We start from the raw sequence: 16709 nt of genomic DNA, 5'->3' as shown, positions 1-16709 counted from the left end.
TTCTGTATCCGGTTGCCTGTGCCGCAATGGTACTTCCAGGCAAACGACTTGAGGCTCGAGAAGAACCCAAGTTTCTTCGGACTGTATGAAACAAGAACGTTCTTCGTCTGCTGGTGGTACACGCCATCCAGCGGGGCCGGCCTGTCATTTCGTCGCCGACTACCGCGTTCGGCGACTTGTTGGACCGTGAATGGTCCGGATCTTGGTGATGAGCAACCAAGGCCCGCACGGGCGCGGGCCATGTCACGGCGCGAGCGACGGCCCGATGTACGTCGCACCGTGAGGCGACCGTCGACCCGGCGGACACGTTTCAGCAGGTTTTGAACCGACCGATGCGAAACGGTAGATGGGCGGACTCCTGCGCAAGTGGCTGAAATGGTGCCGGATTCACATAACGTTGGCGGCATGTCACGCTGAGTGGCCGGGCGCTCCCCGAGCGGGGGCCGTGTCCCGGCTCGCGGCCGCTGGCCATGCGGCCGCTTCCTCACTCTCAGGAGGTTGTGCTCATGGGCGGGTTTGGAGCCCTGTTCGAGGCGTTGGAGCACTACCTCTGCGGCGTGGGGGGACTGGACCCGGCGGAGATCCGGCCGGCACACGGCCACGACCTCGCCGAGGGCCCGCTGGGCCGCGACATCGCCGTCCACCTCCTGGGCCAGGCGCCGGACCAGCCGCTGGGATGCCTGCCGTACCGGTCACTCACCGGCGAACCAGACGCGTACGTTCCCCTCTTCCTGTCCATGCTTCCTGTCCATGCCCGAATACCTGGGGGCGGCGGGAGCGCGGGCCCGCCGGGAAGCCGGTGACACCTATGACTACTGTGCGGTCGGCCGTTACTCGGTCAACAACGGCTGGGCTGCCGGCGCCGATCCGGTGGAAGCCGCCGTACAGGCGATCAACGAGCTGATCGAGAGGGACGCGCTCTCCCCGCTGCTGATCGGCCAGTTCCTCCGAGAGCGGCCCGGGCGCCTGGCCGTCGTGGACCCGACGACGCTGCCGGGCGACGTGGCCGCGCTCCTCGCCTTCGCCGCGGCACGCACGGACCGACAGCTCCACCTGATCGACATGACCACCGACCTCGGTGTCCCGGCGTACATGGCCTACCTGCCCGCCCCTCGGGGGCGGCCGGCCCGGATCTGCGGGTGGGGAGCCTCGCTGTCGCGCCGGTACGCCATCACTCGCGCCGTGAGCGAACTCGTACAGGTCCACTGCACGATGGGTCTGCGCGAGCAGTACGCACACTCGCTGCCCGAGCAGCGCGACGACACCGGTCCGTACCCGAAGCTGCACGCCTGCTACCTGTCGGACTTCACCGCCGCCCTGCCTTCGGCCGAACTCAGGGCGTACGAGGACACGGTGGCTCCGGACGCGCCTCAGGGGCATCTCGACCAGCTCATCGCCGTCCTGCGCAGCCACGGCTTTACCGCCTACCGGCGTGACCACTACGTCACCGCGGACCTCGCCGTCGTCAATGTGTTCGTGCCGGGACTGGAGCGGTTCATGCTCGTCACCGACGGGCAAGTCGTCGTACCCGGCCCGTGGGATGGCGGCCCGCAGCCGTGGCTGAAGCGCCGTGGCGCCCGCTCGCCCTCACCGACGCCCCTCGGGTGGCGGCACTGCTCACCACATGCGAAGCGGCCGACGGGATCGGAGTGGTCGTCCGGGGCGCGGAAGGCGTCCGCGAGGACCTGAGTGCTCCAGGCGTCGACCTGGAGGGCGGCACCACATCTGTCTGGTCCGGCGGCGAGGCGGTGGCGTACGCGGCCACGCGCGTCCAGGAACACGCCGATCCTGTCCACCAGTTGACCCTCGACATCGCGATGCACCCCGCGCACCCCACTGCGTCCATGATCGGCCAACTCCTCGCCTGGTGCCGGAGCACTGGTGCCCGACGCCACCACGAGCTGTACGACGGCACCCCGTTGGAGCTGCATGTCCGCATCCACCACGGCCAGCGCTGGCTCGCCGAGGCATTGGACGCCGCCGGGTACCGGCGCGAGCGCAGTTAGTGGGGCATGCGGCTGGAGCTGGATCTGGCCAACCACCGGCCCATCGGTGCACCGGCGATGCCGACCGGCACCGAGATCGTGCCCTTCGACGACGCGTTCGACGCGAAGCTGCTGGCGGCCCGCAACGCAATCTTCACCGACAACTGGGGCAGCGCTCCGATGACGGCGCGGACGTGGCGCCACACGATCACCGCAAGCCCCTGCTACAGGCCCGAGTCCTCGTTCCTCCTCCTCTCGGAGCGCAACCAGGAGACCCTCTGCTACCTGCTGTGCACCGAGCTGACGGACACGTGCACCGACCGCGTCTACCTTGCCAACGCCGGTACGCAGCCCGCCCTGCACGGCAAGGGCTTGTACCGCGCCGTCTTCACCCACACCCTCGCCCGGGCGAGGGAACAGGGCTACCGATGGGCTGTCCTGGACGTCGACGCGACGAACCCCATGGCGGCCGGAGGCTTCTACGAGCGCATGGGACTGCGGAGGTTCCGGACCTGGACCACGCACGTACTGAGTGACGTCCGGTGACGCAGACCGGACGCGGGGGCTTCCGAGGCCGAGGTCTGGATAGGGCGAATTCTCGGCGCACAAGGACTCCCGTCCCCTCACGTGTCTGTTCCGCTCAATGCGACTGGTCGGTCCCCTCGACCGTCCTCAGGCCATGAATCAGCCGCAGAGGGAAGTGTGTTGAGCAGTGCGTCTCGCCTGCGCGCCCCCTATCTCAATGAGGGAGACTGCCGGTGGCTGGGACACGCACGTCTCGACCGGGGGCGACGTTTACTTGCGCGCGGACAATAGCCGCGCCGTGAATTCACCGGTCGAAAATGGCCACCCGCCACATCCCTTGTGTCACTGTGTACTCAACGACCTCACACGTGTCATGGAGTGTCGATACGGTACTCGACACCGTTCTGCAGGCATGGGATAGTTGTTCAAATTTACCTTGTTGAACAGAATTTTTCACAGAAGTGCGCGTCCAGGAAATTGAAAACACCCCCTGGTGTTAAGGAGCGCGAGTTGCCCATTTTCAGGCGCTTAATCTCGCCCGAGGGGCACATCTGGGAGACAGGCGAAATCGCGTCCCGTGTATTCGGCGTCGTCGAGCTTCTCGAGCGCCGCGGAATCGAACCGGGTTCGCGAGTGATGATGAGTGGGGCCAACTCCCCAGAATGGGTCGTCAATTTGCTCGCGCTCATTCACCTCGACGCTTCGGTGGTCTTGGCCGATCATCGAGCCACCCCGTCGCAGCGATCGCAGATTCGCACTCAGGCGCGCGTGGTGCTCGAGATCAGCGACGCCACGGACGACACCGCGGCGCCAGGGCCCGCTTCGAACACGGCGTCCGCGCCCGACGTCGCGGCCTGGGCGCGGCGCCAGGACGCCGCGATCTCGTGGTCGTCGGGTACGACAGGCAGCCCCAAAGGAGTTGTCCGCTCCGGTCGCTCGATTCTGGACAACCTCGCACTCAGCGCGGAACGCATGGGGTACCGGCCTGACGACGTCTTCCTGCCCGTCCTGCCGTACGCCCACCAGTACGGCCTGTCGCTGGTCCTGTGCTGGTGGCTGGGCGGAGGCACGCTCGTGGTCTACGGGACAACCACGCGCCTGGACCGTGCGCTTGCGCTGGGCGTGGACCACGGCCTCTCCATCGTCGACGGGGCGCCGTCCACCTATTACAGCCTGCTCAACTTGCTCGACCGTCGTCCCGCTCTCGCAGACGCGTTGGAGATGGTACGCGCCTGGTGCGTGGGCGGCGCGCCGCTGGGGCGCAACCTGGCGGCCCGGTTCCACGCCCGCACAGGTCGGCACCTGCTCGACGGCTACGGAGCCACCGAGGTGGGAAACATCGCGCTGGCGCCCCCTGGTGATGCGGTCGGATGCGGCACACCCCTGCCCGGCGTGGTCGTCGAAGTCCACGACGACTACGGCAGGCCGCTTCCCAACGGTCGGCTCGGTGAGCTCGTCGTACGCAGTGACGGCCTGATGACCGGTTATCTGGGCGATGACGGCGAGATCGTTCCGGTCTCGGGTCCCGTTCACCGCACCGGCGACATCGGCCTGCTCGACGACGCCGACCGGGTCTTCCCGGTCGGACGCAAGCACGCCGTGCACCGTGACGGCCACACGCTCTATCCCGACCACCTCGCCGAGCGGGCCGAGTCCGCCGGCGCACAGACGGAGGTTGTCGCCGTTCCCGACGAGCGCCTGGGCTGCCGTCTGGTGTTCGTGATCGCGGACCCGGACGATCACGAGCCTGCGCACTGGAAACGCGTGCTGCGCTCCGTGCTCGCCCGCTACGAGCAGCCCGACCACATCGTCGTGCTTCCCGTGCTGCCTCTGACGAGCACAGGGAAGCCCGACCTGGCCGTTCTGGAGAAGATCGCCATGACCTCGCTGTCCGCGTCGCGCCACACGACCATCGGCGCAACCGTGTCCGACTCGCCCGTCGGTGCGACCGACTATCAAATCCCCTTCGCGAACCGTGTCGACGCGCTGCGCGCAGTGCGCCGGTACGTGGCCGGCAACGTAGACGCGGTGCTGAGGATTCTCACCGAAATCTCGCCCCACCACACCGCCAGCGCGGAGGTTCGTTCGTTCCTCGCCACCCTCGATGGAGCCGAGGAAGAGATTCGCCGGGTCCGGCCCGGCAGCGTGCCTCACGCCGCGGTCTTCATGCCCTCCAACATCCCGCTCTATTCCTACGCGCTTCACATGCTCGTGGCGTCCCTTTACAGCGACAGCATCACCTTTCGGCCGTCCTCTCAGAACAAAAGCCAGATGCAGCGCTTGCACGCCCTGCTGGCGCCGGTTCACGGATTACCCATCCAGCTCTTCGAACTCAGCCAGCGCAAGTTCGTGACGGGACCGGTACGCCAGGCGGACCTCATCGTATTCACCGGCAGTTACTCCAATGCTGAGACTGTCCGCGAAGGTTTGGCGGAAGACCAACTCTTCCTCTTCTTCGGTCGCGGCATCAACCCCTTCGTGATCGCACCCGACGCCGATCTTTCGCGCGCCGTACACGATGTCACGAATATCCGGCTCTACAACTCGGGCCAAGACTGTTTCGGTCCCGACGTCGTGTTCGCGCCGAAAGGCCGCACTGAGGAATTCGTCGAGCTCTTGTCCGCCGAACTTGCTTCGCTGCGTTTCGGGCAGAACAGCGACCCTGCCGTCGACTACGGTCCGATCTATTACGACTCGGCGCTGGTGGATTGCTCGGACTACCTGGTGCGGCACGTGAGTCGCATCCGGCACGGCGGGCACATCGATCTGCCGTCCCGCAGGATCGAGCCGACCGTGCTGCTGTGGGGCTTCGACGACAAGATCCCCCTTGACGAGATGTTCGCCCCGGTGTTCAACATCGTGGCCTATCCCAGCGCGAGGCGGTTGCGTGAACGGTTGTCGACCCCCTACTTCAGCGAACGTGCGCTGGGAGCGATGGTCTACGGAAACGATCCGGAGACGGTGAAAGTTCTGTCCAAGCGCCACCACACCTGTGTCAATCAGACACTGCTCGACGTCGACGACGGCAACCGCCCCTTCGGCGGCTTCGGGATGAGGGCGAACTACATCTCCTACGGCGGCGAGCGGCACGCCGAACCCCTGCTCATGTCGCAGGCCGTGGCGCAGAATCTCCCGGCGGCTGCCCCCGTCACGGTGGGTGGGAAGTGACCCAGGTGCGCAAGCGGTACGCCGACGCGTGGTCCGCGATCGTCGACTTGCTGGTGGCGAACGAGGTGGACACCTGCTTCGGGTTGCCCGGCGATGATCTGGAGTTGCTTCGCGCCCTCGACGCTGCCGGCCTGGACCTCGTGCCGTGCCGTGACCAGCGCAACGCGATGTACATGGCGACCGGCTACGCGCTGCAGTCCGGCCGGCTCGCCGTCTGCGCACTGGGCAAAGGGCCAGCTGTCACGCATGCGGCAACGGGGCTGCTCGAGGCGCGGGAGTCCGGCGCACCTGTCCTCGTGCTGGCCGCCGGCGTGCCCGAACGGCGCCGGGGCAGCGGCGGATTCCAGGAACTCGACCAGGTCGCCGCGACAGCGCCCCTCATACGGTGGGCGCACCGGGTGGGCCATCCCGACCGGGTCGTCCCCGCGACGGTGACGGCGCTGACCCGAGCTGTGGGGCCGCCGCCCGGACCCGTGTACCTGGAGGTACCCGATGACGTCCGTACGGCGGAGATCCTCGTCACCGGACCGCAGCCAACGCTGCCCGAACCACTGGTGCTTGAGTCTGTTCCCGTGGTGGCGGGACCGGCACTGGCAGCGCTCCGCGCGAGCCGGCGTCCGGTGGTCCTTGTGGGCGGCGGAATGCGGCACCGCAACGACGACGGTGTGATCGAGCGCTTCGTCGAACGCCTCGGCGCGGCTCTCTTCGCCACCGCGTCCGGACGCGGTGCCGTCGACGAGCACCACCCGTTGTTCTGCGGTGTGGCCGGGCTCTACGCCGCGGCCCCCACCCGTGAGCTGTGGTCATCCTGTGACCTGGTGGTGTCGCTCGCCGGGCGACTCGAGGAGACAGTCGTCGACGGCGGAACGCCGTGGCCCTCGGTCGCGGTGGTGCAGGTCAACGTTGATCCGGCCGGGCTTTCGGCCGAGTTCGCGGGCCCGCGCGTGCTCGGAGACGCCCGGCATGCCGTGCTCGGCTGGTCGCGGGCGCTGGACGGAGACCGTAAGGCCGAGCACGCGGACGCGACCGGGGTGTGGGCGAACAAGATCGCCGTCGCCCGTAAGGCCATGTCTCTCGAGGTGGAAGCGGAATTGGTCCGCGCGGCGACGTTGCCGGGGATCCGCATCGCTGAGCTGCTCGCCGCGCTCGACGCCACCGCCGGCGAGCCCCGCGTCCTGGTCCAGGAGAACGGCCTGCAGGACATGTGGTCCTACTGCTTCCCTTTCCACGTCGGCGGCGGGTCCGTCGTGCCGTCGGAGCAAACCCCCTTGGGCTTCGGAGCGGCCGCGGCCATCGGCGTCAAGCGGGCCGCCCCGGACCATGAGGTCACCGCGTTCATCGGGGACGGAGCGTTCCTCGCGGCCCGCGCGGACATCGCCGTCACCGCTCCGGCCCACGGCGGCGTTCTGTACGTGGTCTTGTGCAACGGCGGCTACGGCTGGCTGGACGCCCAACGCGCCCGCCTCGGCCTCGACGCCGAACGCTACCCCTTCACCCGCCCGGGAGCGGCGCCGCCCGTGGTGGACGGGTCGGACATCCACTATCGCGTGCTGCGCGACAAGACCGCGCTGACCGACGAGATTCTTGCCGCGCGACGGGTCTGCTCACGGGGAGGCACAGCCGTACTCATGGTGCAGGTCGCTCCCGACGACATCCCTCCGCCCCTCCGCGACGCCGGGGTGGTTCCCCAGTGACAGACGCGAGAGAACCAGGTGACGCCAGGCACAGCCGGGCCCGGCGCCAGGTGATGGTCACCGGGTACGGGGCAGTGACGCCGCTGGGCCACAGTGTCGACGAGACATGGGCGGCGATGCTGGCCGGGCGCAGCGGCATCGCCACCGTGGACGCGATCGACGTGACCGGTCTCGAAGTCCGGATCGGCGGCCAGGTCCGCGGATTCACCCCCAGCCGCTACATGCCCCCGATGATCAGCCGTCGCGCCGACCCGTACGCGCAGTACGCCCTCGCCGCGGCACTGGAGGCTTGCGAGCACGCCGGACTCGTCGTCGACGACGGCCTGGCGCCGCGGGTCGCCGTGATCATCGGCAGTGGCTACGGCCCAGTGGGGTCGATCTACCGGGCGGCGAACACGCTGCGCGACAAAGGGCCACGGGCCATCGGCCCCTTCACCCAGGTCACGACCGCCATGGACAGCGCTGTCGGCGAGATCAGCATGCGTCTGGGGACACAGGGGCCCAGCCGTGCCCAGAGCACGGCGTGTGCCAGCGGCGCCGACGCGGTGGGCGCGGGGATGCGCATGATCAGCAATGGGGAGGCCGACATCGTCCTCGTCGGCGGCGCCGACGCCTGCGTCACCGCCGTCGACCTCGCGGGCAGCGGCAACGCCCGCGCGCTCTCCAGACGCAACGACGACCCGACTGCGGCATGCCGGCCGTTCGATGTGCATCGCGACGGGTTCGTGATGAGTGAGGGAGCCGCTGTTGTGGTGTTGGAGGCAGCCGAGGTGGCCGACAGGCGAGGGGCGACGGCCTTGGCCGAACTCACGGGTTACGGAGCGAGTTCCGACGCTCATCACTGGACCGCCCCGCATCCGGAGGGACGGGGTGCGTGTCTTGCCGTCGCGGCAGCGCTGCGCGACGCGGGGATATCGGGGGCAGACGTGGACTACGTCAACGCGCACGGCACCGGAACGCTGCTGAACGACGCCACCGAGACGGCCGTCCTGCGCAAGGTTCTTGGCCATCGTGTCACCCGGATCCCGGTCAGCTCCACCAAGTCGATGACCGGGCACATGATCGGTGCCGCCGGAGTGGTCGAGCTCGTGGCCTCGATTCAGGCCCTCCGCACGGGTGACGTCCCGCCGACGATCAACTGCGACGAGCCGATCGACCCGGACATCAACTTCGTGGCGCACCGGACGCAGCACCACGAGGGCATGCGGATCGCTCTGAGCAACTCGTTCGGCTTCGGTGGCCACAATGCCGCTCTCGTGGTCCGAGCGGTATGAGGTCCCGGCCCGTGAATCACCTTCCGGAACTGACCCCGAGTCCCGCCACTGTCATCCGCAGCGGGCCGCTGACCTGGGTGCAGGAGTGGCACTGGTTCGAGCGCACCATTCCCGCACCACGGCGGGTGAACCCGACGCCGCTCGCCGACTACTGCCACGTACCGGCCCCGGCAACCGTCGCCGACGTGCTCGTGGCGCTCGCATCCTTGACCGACCGTCACGAGGCGCTGCGCACCACTGTCGACCCGCTTCGCCCGGTACAACACGTCCACCGTGCGGACTGGGCCGCGCTGCCGGTCGATTGCGTCGACGTCCCCGCCGCTGATGCCGGCGCTCTGGAGGCTGCCACAGCAGCGCTGGCTGCCCGCCCGATCGATCCCGAGCGAACTCCACCCTGGCTCGCCAGGGTGCTGCTCGAGGCAGGGAAGCCGCGTGCGGTCTTGATGGCCGTCCATCATGTAGTGATCGACGGGTGGGGGTTGGCGGTACTGCTCAACCAGCTGCACGATCAACTGCGTGGCGACGACGCGTCGGCGGAGGCAGTCATGCACCCGCTCGACGCGATCGACACACAGCACCTGGATCGCTCTCGCGCGGCGGAGCGTGAGTGGCTCATGCGCCTGGAGAGCAACCCGACCGGCGTGCTGGCCCCGTTCGGCGGGACCGACAACGGCGAAGGGCGCCACCGCCTCCAGCACCGCTCGGTGCGTGCGTACGACGACCTGGAGCGCGTCGCCCGGCGATATCGGACCAGCCCGGAGGTCGTTGTGCTCGCGGCGCTGGCTCACGACGTCGCCGCCCGCACCGGCGAACACCGATTCCTCGCGTCAGTGGTGGTCTCCAACCGAGCCCGGGCAGCTCTGCGGAACAGCATCGGCGTCCGGGCCCTGACGGTTCCGGTACAGATCGCTCTCCGCCCGGGCGCGGCGTTCGGCGAGGTGGTCGCCTCCGTCGCCGCTGCCTCCGCCGCGGCCTACCGGCACGGCCAGTGGCGCCCCGCGGAGCTGGTCGCCGCCCAGGCCCGCATGGACCGTCACCGCGGTGCCGTGACCGTGCCCACCATCGAGTACAACTGCTACTCGTGGCCACGCGACTATCTGGTCCCCGTCCAGAACACCCCGCCGGACGGGGCCGCCACCTGGATCAGCAGCGCGCCCGACGAACCCTGCGACACGCTCTACGTCGACCTCGCCCGTGACGAGGGCATCGTCACCCTCGATGTCACCGTCGGGGATCACCTGCTCGACGCCGGGCAGGCCATGGCGTTGCCCGTCCGGTTGTGTGGTCTCCTGCGCGAGCTCGCCGAGGGTGCCGTGTGCCCGGTTCCGGCACGCTCGCTCACACCGGCCGCCCCCGGATGGTGGCGCGCCCCGCAGGGGTGGGCGTGCTTGGCCAAGGTCGAAGACGTGTTACGCGGCCATCCCGGAGTGCTCGACGTGACGGTGGCCCCCAGCGGGGACGCGGCGGCGGAAGGCGACGAACCGTACCTCGTCGCGAACGCCCGCACCGACCCTGCTGTCACCCCTGACGACTTGCACCGCCATGTCCTGGACCACCTCGACGAAGTGCCCGGCATAGTGGCCCCGGGCCGCTACGTCCTGTCCCCGGCCTGCCTCGAATCCGGCCGTCTGTCCGACGGGGCCGCCATCGCCACCGGCGACACGGGAACCCTGCGGTCCTCGCCGCGCCCGCCCGCGACGCACGCCGAACGGGCTCTGGCCGCCGCCGTGGCCGCTGTCCGACCCGACGGCCGGTCGGCCGGTCCGTTCGACACGCCTGATGCCGTGAGCATGAACCATTGCCTCGCCGACCACGGAGTCACCCTGGTCGCCGTCCCTCGCCTACTGGCGTTGCTCCAGCAGTCCGGCTTTACCGGGATCGCGTCGGACGAGCTGGCCGGAACAGCGTCGCTCGGCCACCTTGCCGCAGCCCTGGAGCCCTTACCGCCCCGCGCCCATCATGGAGGAGAAACCTCACCATGACCGCGTCCCACCCTCGCGCACCGTCCGCGGACCGCCTGGCCCCGTGGGCCTTCGCCGCTTTCGTCGAGGCAAACACTCACGAAACGGCATACCGCCCGCCGGTGGTGGACGGTCCCGTCGGGCCGACCATCGTCCGCAACGGCCGCGAACTGGTGAACTTCGCCAGTATCAGCTTCCTCGATCTGGAGCGCCACGTCCCGGTACGACTTCTCTTCGCAGAGGGGGCCCTCGCCCACGGCTTGAGCACCAGTGGATCCCGGATGACCCAGGGGATTTGCCGCCCGCACCAAGTGCTTGAGGAGACGATCGCCCACCATACCGGCAAGGAACGAGCCATCAGCTTCGCCACGGGGCTCTTGGCCAACATCGGGTTCGTCCACGCCATGAGCAGTTCCGCGCACTTCGACGCCGGGATCGAGGTCCGTAACCACGACACCGTTTTCGTCGTCGACCGTGACGTCCACTGGAGCATCTGGAAGGGACTCGAGGGACTCGGCTACGGCCGCAACGTCCACGCGTTCCGGCACAACGACGCCTCCGACCTGGCACGCATCCTGGACCGGGTCCGGCCCGGCAAGACCGTGGTGATCGCCGAGAGCATCTACTCGGCCGACGGCACCATGGGACCGATCGTGGAGATCCTCGATGAGTGTGACCGGCACGGCGCCATCAGCATGATCGACGATGCGAACGGCTTCATGGTCTACGGGCCCGAGAACCGTCCGTACGCCCGGGAAGCGGCCGCGATCCGGGAACGCGCCGACTTCGTCATGGTGTCACTGTCGAAAGCCATCGGTCTGGAAGGCGGTGCGATCGCCGGGCCGGCAGAGGCCATCGACGCCTTCGAACTGCTCTCCGGCACCTCGATGTTCACGGCCGCCATCCAGCCACCCACCGCCCACACCGCCAAGCACACGATCGACGTCCTCGCCGGCAATCCGGGGATCGTCGACGACTACTTGGGCCATGCCGCCCGCCTTCGCCGACAGATGCACGAGGCCGGCACACTGACGACGCCGACCGATTCGTACATGCTCTCGGTGCCGATCGGGAACGACGCCGCCGCTCTGCAGATGCGGGAGTGGTTCGTCGAGGACGGCTACCTCGTACCCGTCTTCTCCTACCCGGCCGTCTCACGCAACCAGGCGCTCCTGCGCCTGTTCCCGCACGCGGGCCACACCGAGGAGCAGATGGACGGCTTCCTGCGCACCCTCCTCACCTACCGACGGCGCCTCGGGCTCTGACGTGCCCAGAAGGAGGAACCCATGCTGAACAACACCGACATTCTCAACACCATTGCCAAGATTGTCGAAGAGGTCGTCGGCGTCGAGCCTTCCGAGGTCACCACCGAGAAGTCTTTCACCGACGATCTCGACATCGACTCCCTGTCGATGGTGGAGATCACCGTGGTGGTCGAGGACAGGTTCGGGGTGAAGATCCCCGACGACCAGGTCGCGGAGCTGAGGACCGTCGGCGACGCGGTGAGCTACATCGCCAAGCACCAGTGACTGCTGCCGTACGGCCTGGACTTGGCACCGTTCGGCTTGTCCCGGCCGTCGTCGGCCGGTCACCTGTCCTGGCCAACCGAACAAGACTCACTTCGGGAGACGTGCCGTGCACAGAATGGTTCCCCATGGGGTCAGGCGGCCATGAGCGTCCTCGATCGCTTCCGGCTCGACGATCGTGTCGCCGTGGTCACCGGCGCCTCCTCCGGGCTGGGTATCGCCTTCGCCACCGCGGTAGCCGAAGCCGGCGCCGATGTCGTGCTCGGAGCGCGGCGCACCGAGAGGCTGGAGGCGGTGCGCACGGCCGTCGAGAAGCTCGGCCGCCGGGCCGTCGCTGTGCGTACCGACGTTGCCAGGCCCGAGGACTGCCACGCGCTGATCGACGCAGCCGTGCACGCATTCGGACGTGTGGACATCCTCGTCAACAACGCCGGGATCAGCAGTGAACAACCCGCGACGGAAGAGACACCGGAGCAGTTCCGCGAGGTCATCGACATCAATCTCAACGGCTCCTACTGGATGGCCCAGGCCGCAGGCGCGGTGATGCTCCCCGGCAGTGCCATCGTCAACGTCTCGAGCATCCTCGCGCTGGTGACGGGCGGTCTGCCGCAGGCCGCCTACTCGGCGTCGAAGGCCGGGATCCTCGGGCTCACCCGAGACCTCGCCCAGCAGTGGACCCCCAGCAAGGGCATCCGCGTGAACGCCCTCGCACCGGGCCTCTTCACCTCCGCGATGACCGACGGCTACGCCGAGGGCTACGTAGAGGCAATGATGCCGCGGGTGCTCTCGGGCCGCATCGGGCAGCCCGAGGAGCTCGCTGCGGCTCTGGTCTTCCTCGTCTCCGACGCGTCGTCCTACATCACCGGCACCACGCTGACGGTCGACGGGGGCACGCACATCGCGTAGTGACACGCAGCGCGGACCGGCACCACAGCTCCTGAGCAGCGCGCCCCACCGGAACCTGCGAGCGGACGTATTCATGTTGTTGATCAGTGAGCGATGCGGTCATGACCGTCTCGGCGCGACCAGGCGGGACCACGATGGCGGTGACGTTGCAGGTGAGGTTGGTGTCCTCAACAGCGCGCCGACATGGCGGGCGCGGTCACCGAGCGACGCCGGACATCGGCGAAGTGAGCGTGTCGCCTACCACCGCCACGCTGCCGTTGCGGACTTGGGCGGCGGCCGCAGGCACATCGGAAGGTCAAGCCCGCTACATGGTTCGGAGTTGAATCCGGCGAGCCTTCCACGTGGGACCGATCCACTCGGCGTCCCGGGGAGCCGGCAATGACGACGGAGCCGACTGCCCGTTCTCTTCCGCGCGAACCGCTCGGCGATCCGCACCTGCGCCGCCTGGTCGTGGGCGAAGGATTGGCTGCCGTGGTCGATGCGCTGTTCCTCATATGGCTCACGCTCTTCGTGCTCGAACTGTCGGAACCCGGAATCGCCACGGGGTTGGTTCTTGTGGCCGTAGCGCTGCCGCGAGCGGTACTCCTGCTTCCTGCGGGAGTACTGGTCGACCGCCTCGGTCCCGCCCGTGTCGTGGCCAGCGCCTCCTGGCTCCGGGTCGCCGTCCTGCTCGCCCTCGGCGCCTTGGTCACATTCACGTCGCCATCGGTGACGACGGTGGCGCTGCTCGCCGGGCTCCTCGGCGTCGCCGACGCCGCATACTTCCCGGCGGCCCTGGCGTTGCTGCCCGCCGTCGCACCGACCGAGAAGCTCTCCCGGGTCAACGCGCTGGTGCAGGGCGCGGAGTCGGGGGGCGATCTGGTCGGCCCGGCGGTGGCTGCCGGAGTCATCGCCGCAGTCGGCTTCGATGCCGCGCTCGGGGTGATCGTGGCGATGGCCGCGTTGGCCGCCGTCGCCCTCAGCACGCTCGTCCGCGTGGTACGACGTGGCGAAGGCGTCGGGGACGACGCCGGTCCGGACGTCATCGACGGTGGGCAGTTCAGCAGTGCACATGCCCTCGGCGCGGGCTTGAGATACGCCTGGCACGAGCCGTTGGTGCGAGGAATGCTGGCGGCGATCGCCCTGATCAACATTGCCGTCGTGGGCCCCGTGCTCGTGGGCGGTGCGGTGCTCGCCGATCAACGCCTCGGTGGCGCGGGATCTCTGGGCGTCGTGCTCTCCGGTTTCGGTGCCGGCTCACTGGCCGGCGCACTGATGGCCGGGTGGCGGCCGCCCGGCCGGCGCGGCTGGACCGTGGTCGGCGGGGTCGCGGCGATCGGCGCAGGCACGTCCGGACTCGCCGCCGTCACCCATGTCGTCGCCGCAACGGCGGTCGTCGCACTCGTCGGCATCGGGTCCGCGTTCCTCGGAGTGGTCATCGTGGCCACTCTGCAAGAGCGAGTGCCTGAGCAACTCCTGGGCCGAGTGATGAGCCTCGTCGTTCTGGCCACTGTGGCGTTCGACCCGTTCTCCTACGTGGTCGCCGGCGTCCTGCTCCCGTACGGCACGACGACGCTGTTTCTGGTCTGTGGCAGCGCCGTCTTGGCGTGCGCCGGCCTGGTCGCTGCGAGCCCAGTGATCCGCTCTCTGCATTGACCGTGTCGATCGCCGGTCATCTGCCGACCACCGGGCCCAGCAAGGGTGCTGTGACACCTGCGTCCCCGGACAGCAGGTATGCACTTCACGAGGTGCTGCCTGCGCCCCCGGCACAGGCTGTCGGTGCCCATGAGCCCGGGAGCCAGTGGGCGGGTGGCTCAGATGGTCGGGTGGAGGTAGAAGGTTTCGTCGGCCACGGGGTACTGGCCGCTCTGGTCGGGCCATTGGATGACCCAGGTGCCGTCGCCGGTGCGGCCGCCGTCGATGTTGGCGTACAGCCCGGTGGCGTCGTTGCGGAGCATCGTCACGTGGCTGCCGTTGTTGCCCTGCCCCTCGTAGACGTTAGGACGCGGGTGTCAGTGTTTTCCGGGTGGATGGTCAACTCCCGCGGCTCGGCGGCGCCGCGCATCGAGCCGAAGCGGACGGGCCAGTGGTCACTGCCCGCGTTGGCACCGACGGTGCCCTGCCAGTTGTCCGTCCGCACGTTGGCGACCATGTAGTCGAGTTCGTTGCCGCTGTGCTGAGTGGCCTGGCCCGGGTTGTAGATGTACGAGCCCGCCGGTATGCCGGAGATGCTCAGCCCGCCCGGGGAGCGGTTGAAGTCGCCGAGGACAGCCCAGCTGGGATACACCTCGTTGTACGCGGCCTGCGCGACCCGTCGTACCAAGGACGCGGCGTCGGAGCCGCCGTTGGCGGAGGCGTGGACGGAGGCGAAGAGCACGCCGTCGGTATCGGTGCCCACCGCTAGGGCGGACCGGTAGACACCAGGTACCTCAAGGACGTCGTCGGGCCACCAGGACGTGATGATCCCCAGGTTCTGGGACTGCTGGTCCAGGACGTGCAGGTAGCGCACCGGGTCGCGGCCGGACGGCTGCCTCCGGTAGACGCGGGCGCCGCCGCGCATGCCCAGGTACGTGGAGCCTGCGGGCTGGACATCGGGGACCTCCTGGAGCGCGACCGCGGAGCTTGTACATGCTTCAGCAGGCGGTACCGCGTGCGGCGGGACGGACACCGGCGGGGCTGCCCGCGCGAGGCGCATCGGGCCTGAGCCGCAATCCCTGTGGGGGCGGCGGAGGGCGGAGGCGGCGGCGCGCGTGATCGTGCCGCGGTGGACGCCTGCTCCGATACGCGGGGGCGCCCTGGGGCGCGACAACCAAGGGATGCTGCCGGGGACCGGGGCGGCACCGCGCACGCTAGCCCCCGCCACATACCCTGAACAGGTCGCCAGCAGCCAGCCCTATAGGCGGTGCAGGAAGGCAGCAGAGGAAGGACGTGGGCTGGCGCACCCCGCGGCTCGGTTCCCGCCGACGGGGCGAGCCGGGCGGTTACAACCGCAGGAGGACTGGACGGCGGGCGGCGAGCAGCTTGCCGGGACATGACCGAGGACGCCGAGGACAACGTCCGCACACCCCGCGATGAGACGGCGCTGGAGCGGGCCGACCGGAACTACGGCGAGCTGCTGCAGGAACTGAGGATCATTCAAACCGGGGTCCAGATCCTGTTCGCGTTCCTGCTGACGCTGGCCTTCCCCCCCGCTTTCCCGAACTGGATACGGCCCAGCGCGCGATGTACCTCACCACGCTGATGCTCGCGGTGCTGACCGCGGCCCTGTTCGCCACCCCGGCCGCGCTGCATCGCACGCTGTTCCAGCGTGGGGCCGAGCCCGAGATCGTGTCGGCCTCGTCGCGGGTGGCGGGGACGGGTCTGAGCGTTCTGATGCTGGCTCTCACCGGTTCCGTCCTGCTCGTCGTCGACGTGGTGCTCGGCCGCTTGGAGGGCGCCCTCGCGGGCAGTGCGACGCTGCTCGTGTGTATGGGGCTGTGGGGGCTGCTGCCACAGCTCGTCAGGCAACATGCCGCCAGAACCGAGGCCCGCCCGACCCGGCGGACGCCACATGGGGTGGACCGCGTGGGGCCGGATCCCCACGAGTAGACCGACGCGCGGGAACAGCCCACCGGGATCCGTCGGGCCGGGCGTATCCACTGCCTCTTGACAGGACTACGCTGCGAAGCGAGGCCCCAGTCCCCGGCAGCGA

General features: G+C 68.8%; 14 protein-coding genes and 1 pseudogene. 13 read left to right on the top strand and 2 right to left on the bottom strand.

Features of this window, described 5'->3' with window-relative positions:
• Positions 1–506 precede the first annotated feature (506 nt).
• The 12 genes from AB0B50_RS28940 to AB0B50_RS28885 all read left to right on the top strand — a co-directional run bounded on the left by AB0B50_RS28940 (position 507) and on the right by AB0B50_RS28885 (position 14674).
• Positions 507–803 carry a hypothetical protein gene (locus AB0B50_RS28940; protein WP_362338180.1) on the top strand — a complete coding sequence of 99 codons (297 nt, stop codon included), beginning with the start codon at positions 507–509 and terminating at the stop codon, positions 801–803.
• Positions 751–1689, top strand: a complete 939-nt coding sequence (locus tag AB0B50_RS28935) for a YcaO-like family protein (protein ID WP_362338178.1) — start codon at positions 751–753, stop codon at positions 1687–1689. The genes AB0B50_RS28940 and AB0B50_RS28935 overlap by 53 nt, the downstream gene beginning before the upstream one ends.
• Positions 1650–2006 (top strand): hypothetical protein, encoded by a 357-nt coding sequence (locus tag AB0B50_RS28930; RefSeq protein WP_362338175.1) that lies wholly within the window; start codon positions 1650–1652, stop codon positions 2004–2006. Before AB0B50_RS28935 ends, AB0B50_RS28930 begins: the two co-directional genes overlap by 40 nt.
• A 6-nt stretch (positions 2007–2012) precedes the next feature.
• Positions 2013–2531 (top strand): GNAT family N-acetyltransferase, encoded by a 519-nt coding sequence (locus AB0B50_RS28925; RefSeq protein WP_362338173.1) that lies wholly within the window; start codon positions 2013–2015, stop codon positions 2529–2531.
• A 489-nt stretch (positions 2532–3020) separates the two neighbouring features.
• Entirely contained in the window at positions 3021–5678 is a 2658-nt protein-coding gene (locus AB0B50_RS28920) for an aldehyde dehydrogenase family protein (protein WP_362338170.1), read from the top strand.
• Positions 5675–7372 (top strand): thiamine pyrophosphate-binding protein, encoded by a 1698-nt coding sequence (locus AB0B50_RS28915; RefSeq protein WP_362338167.1) that lies wholly within the window; start codon positions 5675–5677, stop codon positions 7370–7372. Before AB0B50_RS28920 ends, AB0B50_RS28915 begins: the two co-directional genes overlap by 4 nt.
• Positions 7369–8646, top strand: coding sequence for a beta-ketoacyl-ACP synthase II (locus tag AB0B50_RS28910; RefSeq protein ID WP_362338164.1), 1278 nt, complete (start codon positions 7369–7371; stop codon positions 8644–8646). The genes AB0B50_RS28915 and AB0B50_RS28910 overlap by 4 nt, the downstream gene beginning before the upstream one ends.
• Positions 8647–8657: 11 nt before the next feature.
• Positions 8658–10628 (top strand): condensation domain-containing protein, encoded by a 1971-nt coding sequence (locus tag AB0B50_RS28905; RefSeq protein ID WP_362338161.1) that lies wholly within the window; start codon positions 8658–8660, stop codon positions 10626–10628.
• Positions 10625–11872 (top strand): aminotransferase class I/II-fold pyridoxal phosphate-dependent enzyme, encoded by a 1248-nt coding sequence (locus AB0B50_RS28900; RefSeq protein WP_362338158.1) that lies wholly within the window; start codon positions 10625–10627, stop codon positions 11870–11872. The genes AB0B50_RS28905 and AB0B50_RS28900 overlap by 4 nt, the downstream gene beginning before the upstream one ends.
• Positions 11873–11893: 21 nt before the next feature.
• Positions 11894–12136, top strand: a complete 243-nt coding sequence (locus AB0B50_RS28895) for an acyl carrier protein (RefSeq protein WP_362338155.1) — start codon at positions 11894–11896, stop codon at positions 12134–12136.
• A gap of 141 nt (positions 12137–12277) precedes the next feature.
• The gene (locus AB0B50_RS28890; RefSeq protein ID WP_362338152.1) at positions 12278–13039 is read left to right on the top strand and encodes a glucose 1-dehydrogenase; all 762 of its coding nucleotides are present in this window, start codon (positions 12278–12280) and stop codon (positions 13037–13039) included.
• Between the two features lie 378 nt (positions 13040–13417).
• On the top strand, positions 13418–14674 hold the full coding sequence (locus AB0B50_RS28885) for an MFS transporter (RefSeq protein ID WP_362338149.1): 1257 nt from the start codon (positions 13418–13420) through the stop codon (positions 14672–14674).
• A 158-nt stretch (positions 14675–14832) separates the two neighbouring features.
• On the opposite strand, the gene AB0B50_RS28880 is transcribed toward AB0B50_RS28885, so the two are convergent.
• Positions 14833–14976: a hypothetical protein gene (locus AB0B50_RS28880; protein ID WP_362338146.1), complete on the bottom strand. Its 144-nt coding sequence runs from the start codon at positions 14974–14976 to the stop codon at positions 14833–14835.
• Between the two features lie 2 nt (positions 14977–14978).
• Positions 14979–15578 carry a hypothetical protein gene (locus tag AB0B50_RS28875; protein ID WP_362338143.1) on the bottom strand — a complete coding sequence of 200 codons (600 nt, stop codon included), beginning with the start codon at positions 15576–15578 and terminating at the stop codon, positions 14979–14981.
• A 471-nt stretch (positions 15579–16049) separates the two neighbouring features.
• Between AB0B50_RS28875 and AB0B50_RS28870 the strand changes: the two are divergent.
• Positions 16050–16606 (top strand): annotated as a pseudogene (locus tag AB0B50_RS28870) (DUF6328 family protein).
• Positions 16607–16709: the final 103 nt, after the last annotated feature.

It is taken from the genome of Streptomyces sp. NPDC041068, from assembly GCF_040647455.1.
Taxonomy (GTDB): domain Bacteria; phylum Actinomycetota; class Actinomycetes; order Streptomycetales; family Streptomycetaceae; genus Streptomyces.
This window is presented reverse-complemented; position numbering and strand designations above follow the sequence as displayed.

Bases quoted from the DNA above. Each gene is read 5' to 3' on its own strand.
- AB0B50_RS28940 (WP_362338180.1), top strand. From the start codon at position 507: ATGGGCGGGTTTGGAGCCCTGTTCGAGGCGTTGGAGCACTACCTCTGC.
- AB0B50_RS28935 (WP_362338178.1), top strand. From the start codon at position 751: ATGCCCGAATACCTGGGGGCGGCGGGAGCGCGGGCCCGCCGGGAAGCC.
- AB0B50_RS28925 (WP_362338173.1), top strand. From the start codon at position 2,013: ATGCGGCTGGAGCTGGATCTGGCCAACCACCGGCCCATCGGTGCACCG.
- AB0B50_RS28900 (WP_362338158.1), top strand. From the start codon at position 10,625: ATGACCGCGTCCCACCCTCGCGCACCGTCCGCGGACCGCCTGGCCCCG.
- AB0B50_RS28895 (WP_362338155.1), top strand. From the start codon at position 11,894: ATGCTGAACAACACCGACATTCTCAACACCATTGCCAAGATTGTCGAA.
- AB0B50_RS28890 (WP_362338152.1), top strand. From the start codon at position 12,278: ATGAGCGTCCTCGATCGCTTCCGGCTCGACGATCGTGTCGCCGTGGTC.
- AB0B50_RS28885 (WP_362338149.1), top strand. From the start codon at position 13,418: ATGACGACGGAGCCGACTGCCCGTTCTCTTCCGCGCGAACCGCTCGGC.
- AB0B50_RS28880 (WP_362338146.1), bottom strand. From the start codon at position 14,976: ATGCTCCGCAACGACGCCACCGGGCTGTACGCCAACATCGACGGCGGC.
- AB0B50_RS28875 (WP_362338143.1), bottom strand. From the start codon at position 15,578: ATGCGCGGCGGCGCCCGCGTCTACCGGAGGCAGCCGTCCGGCCGCGAC.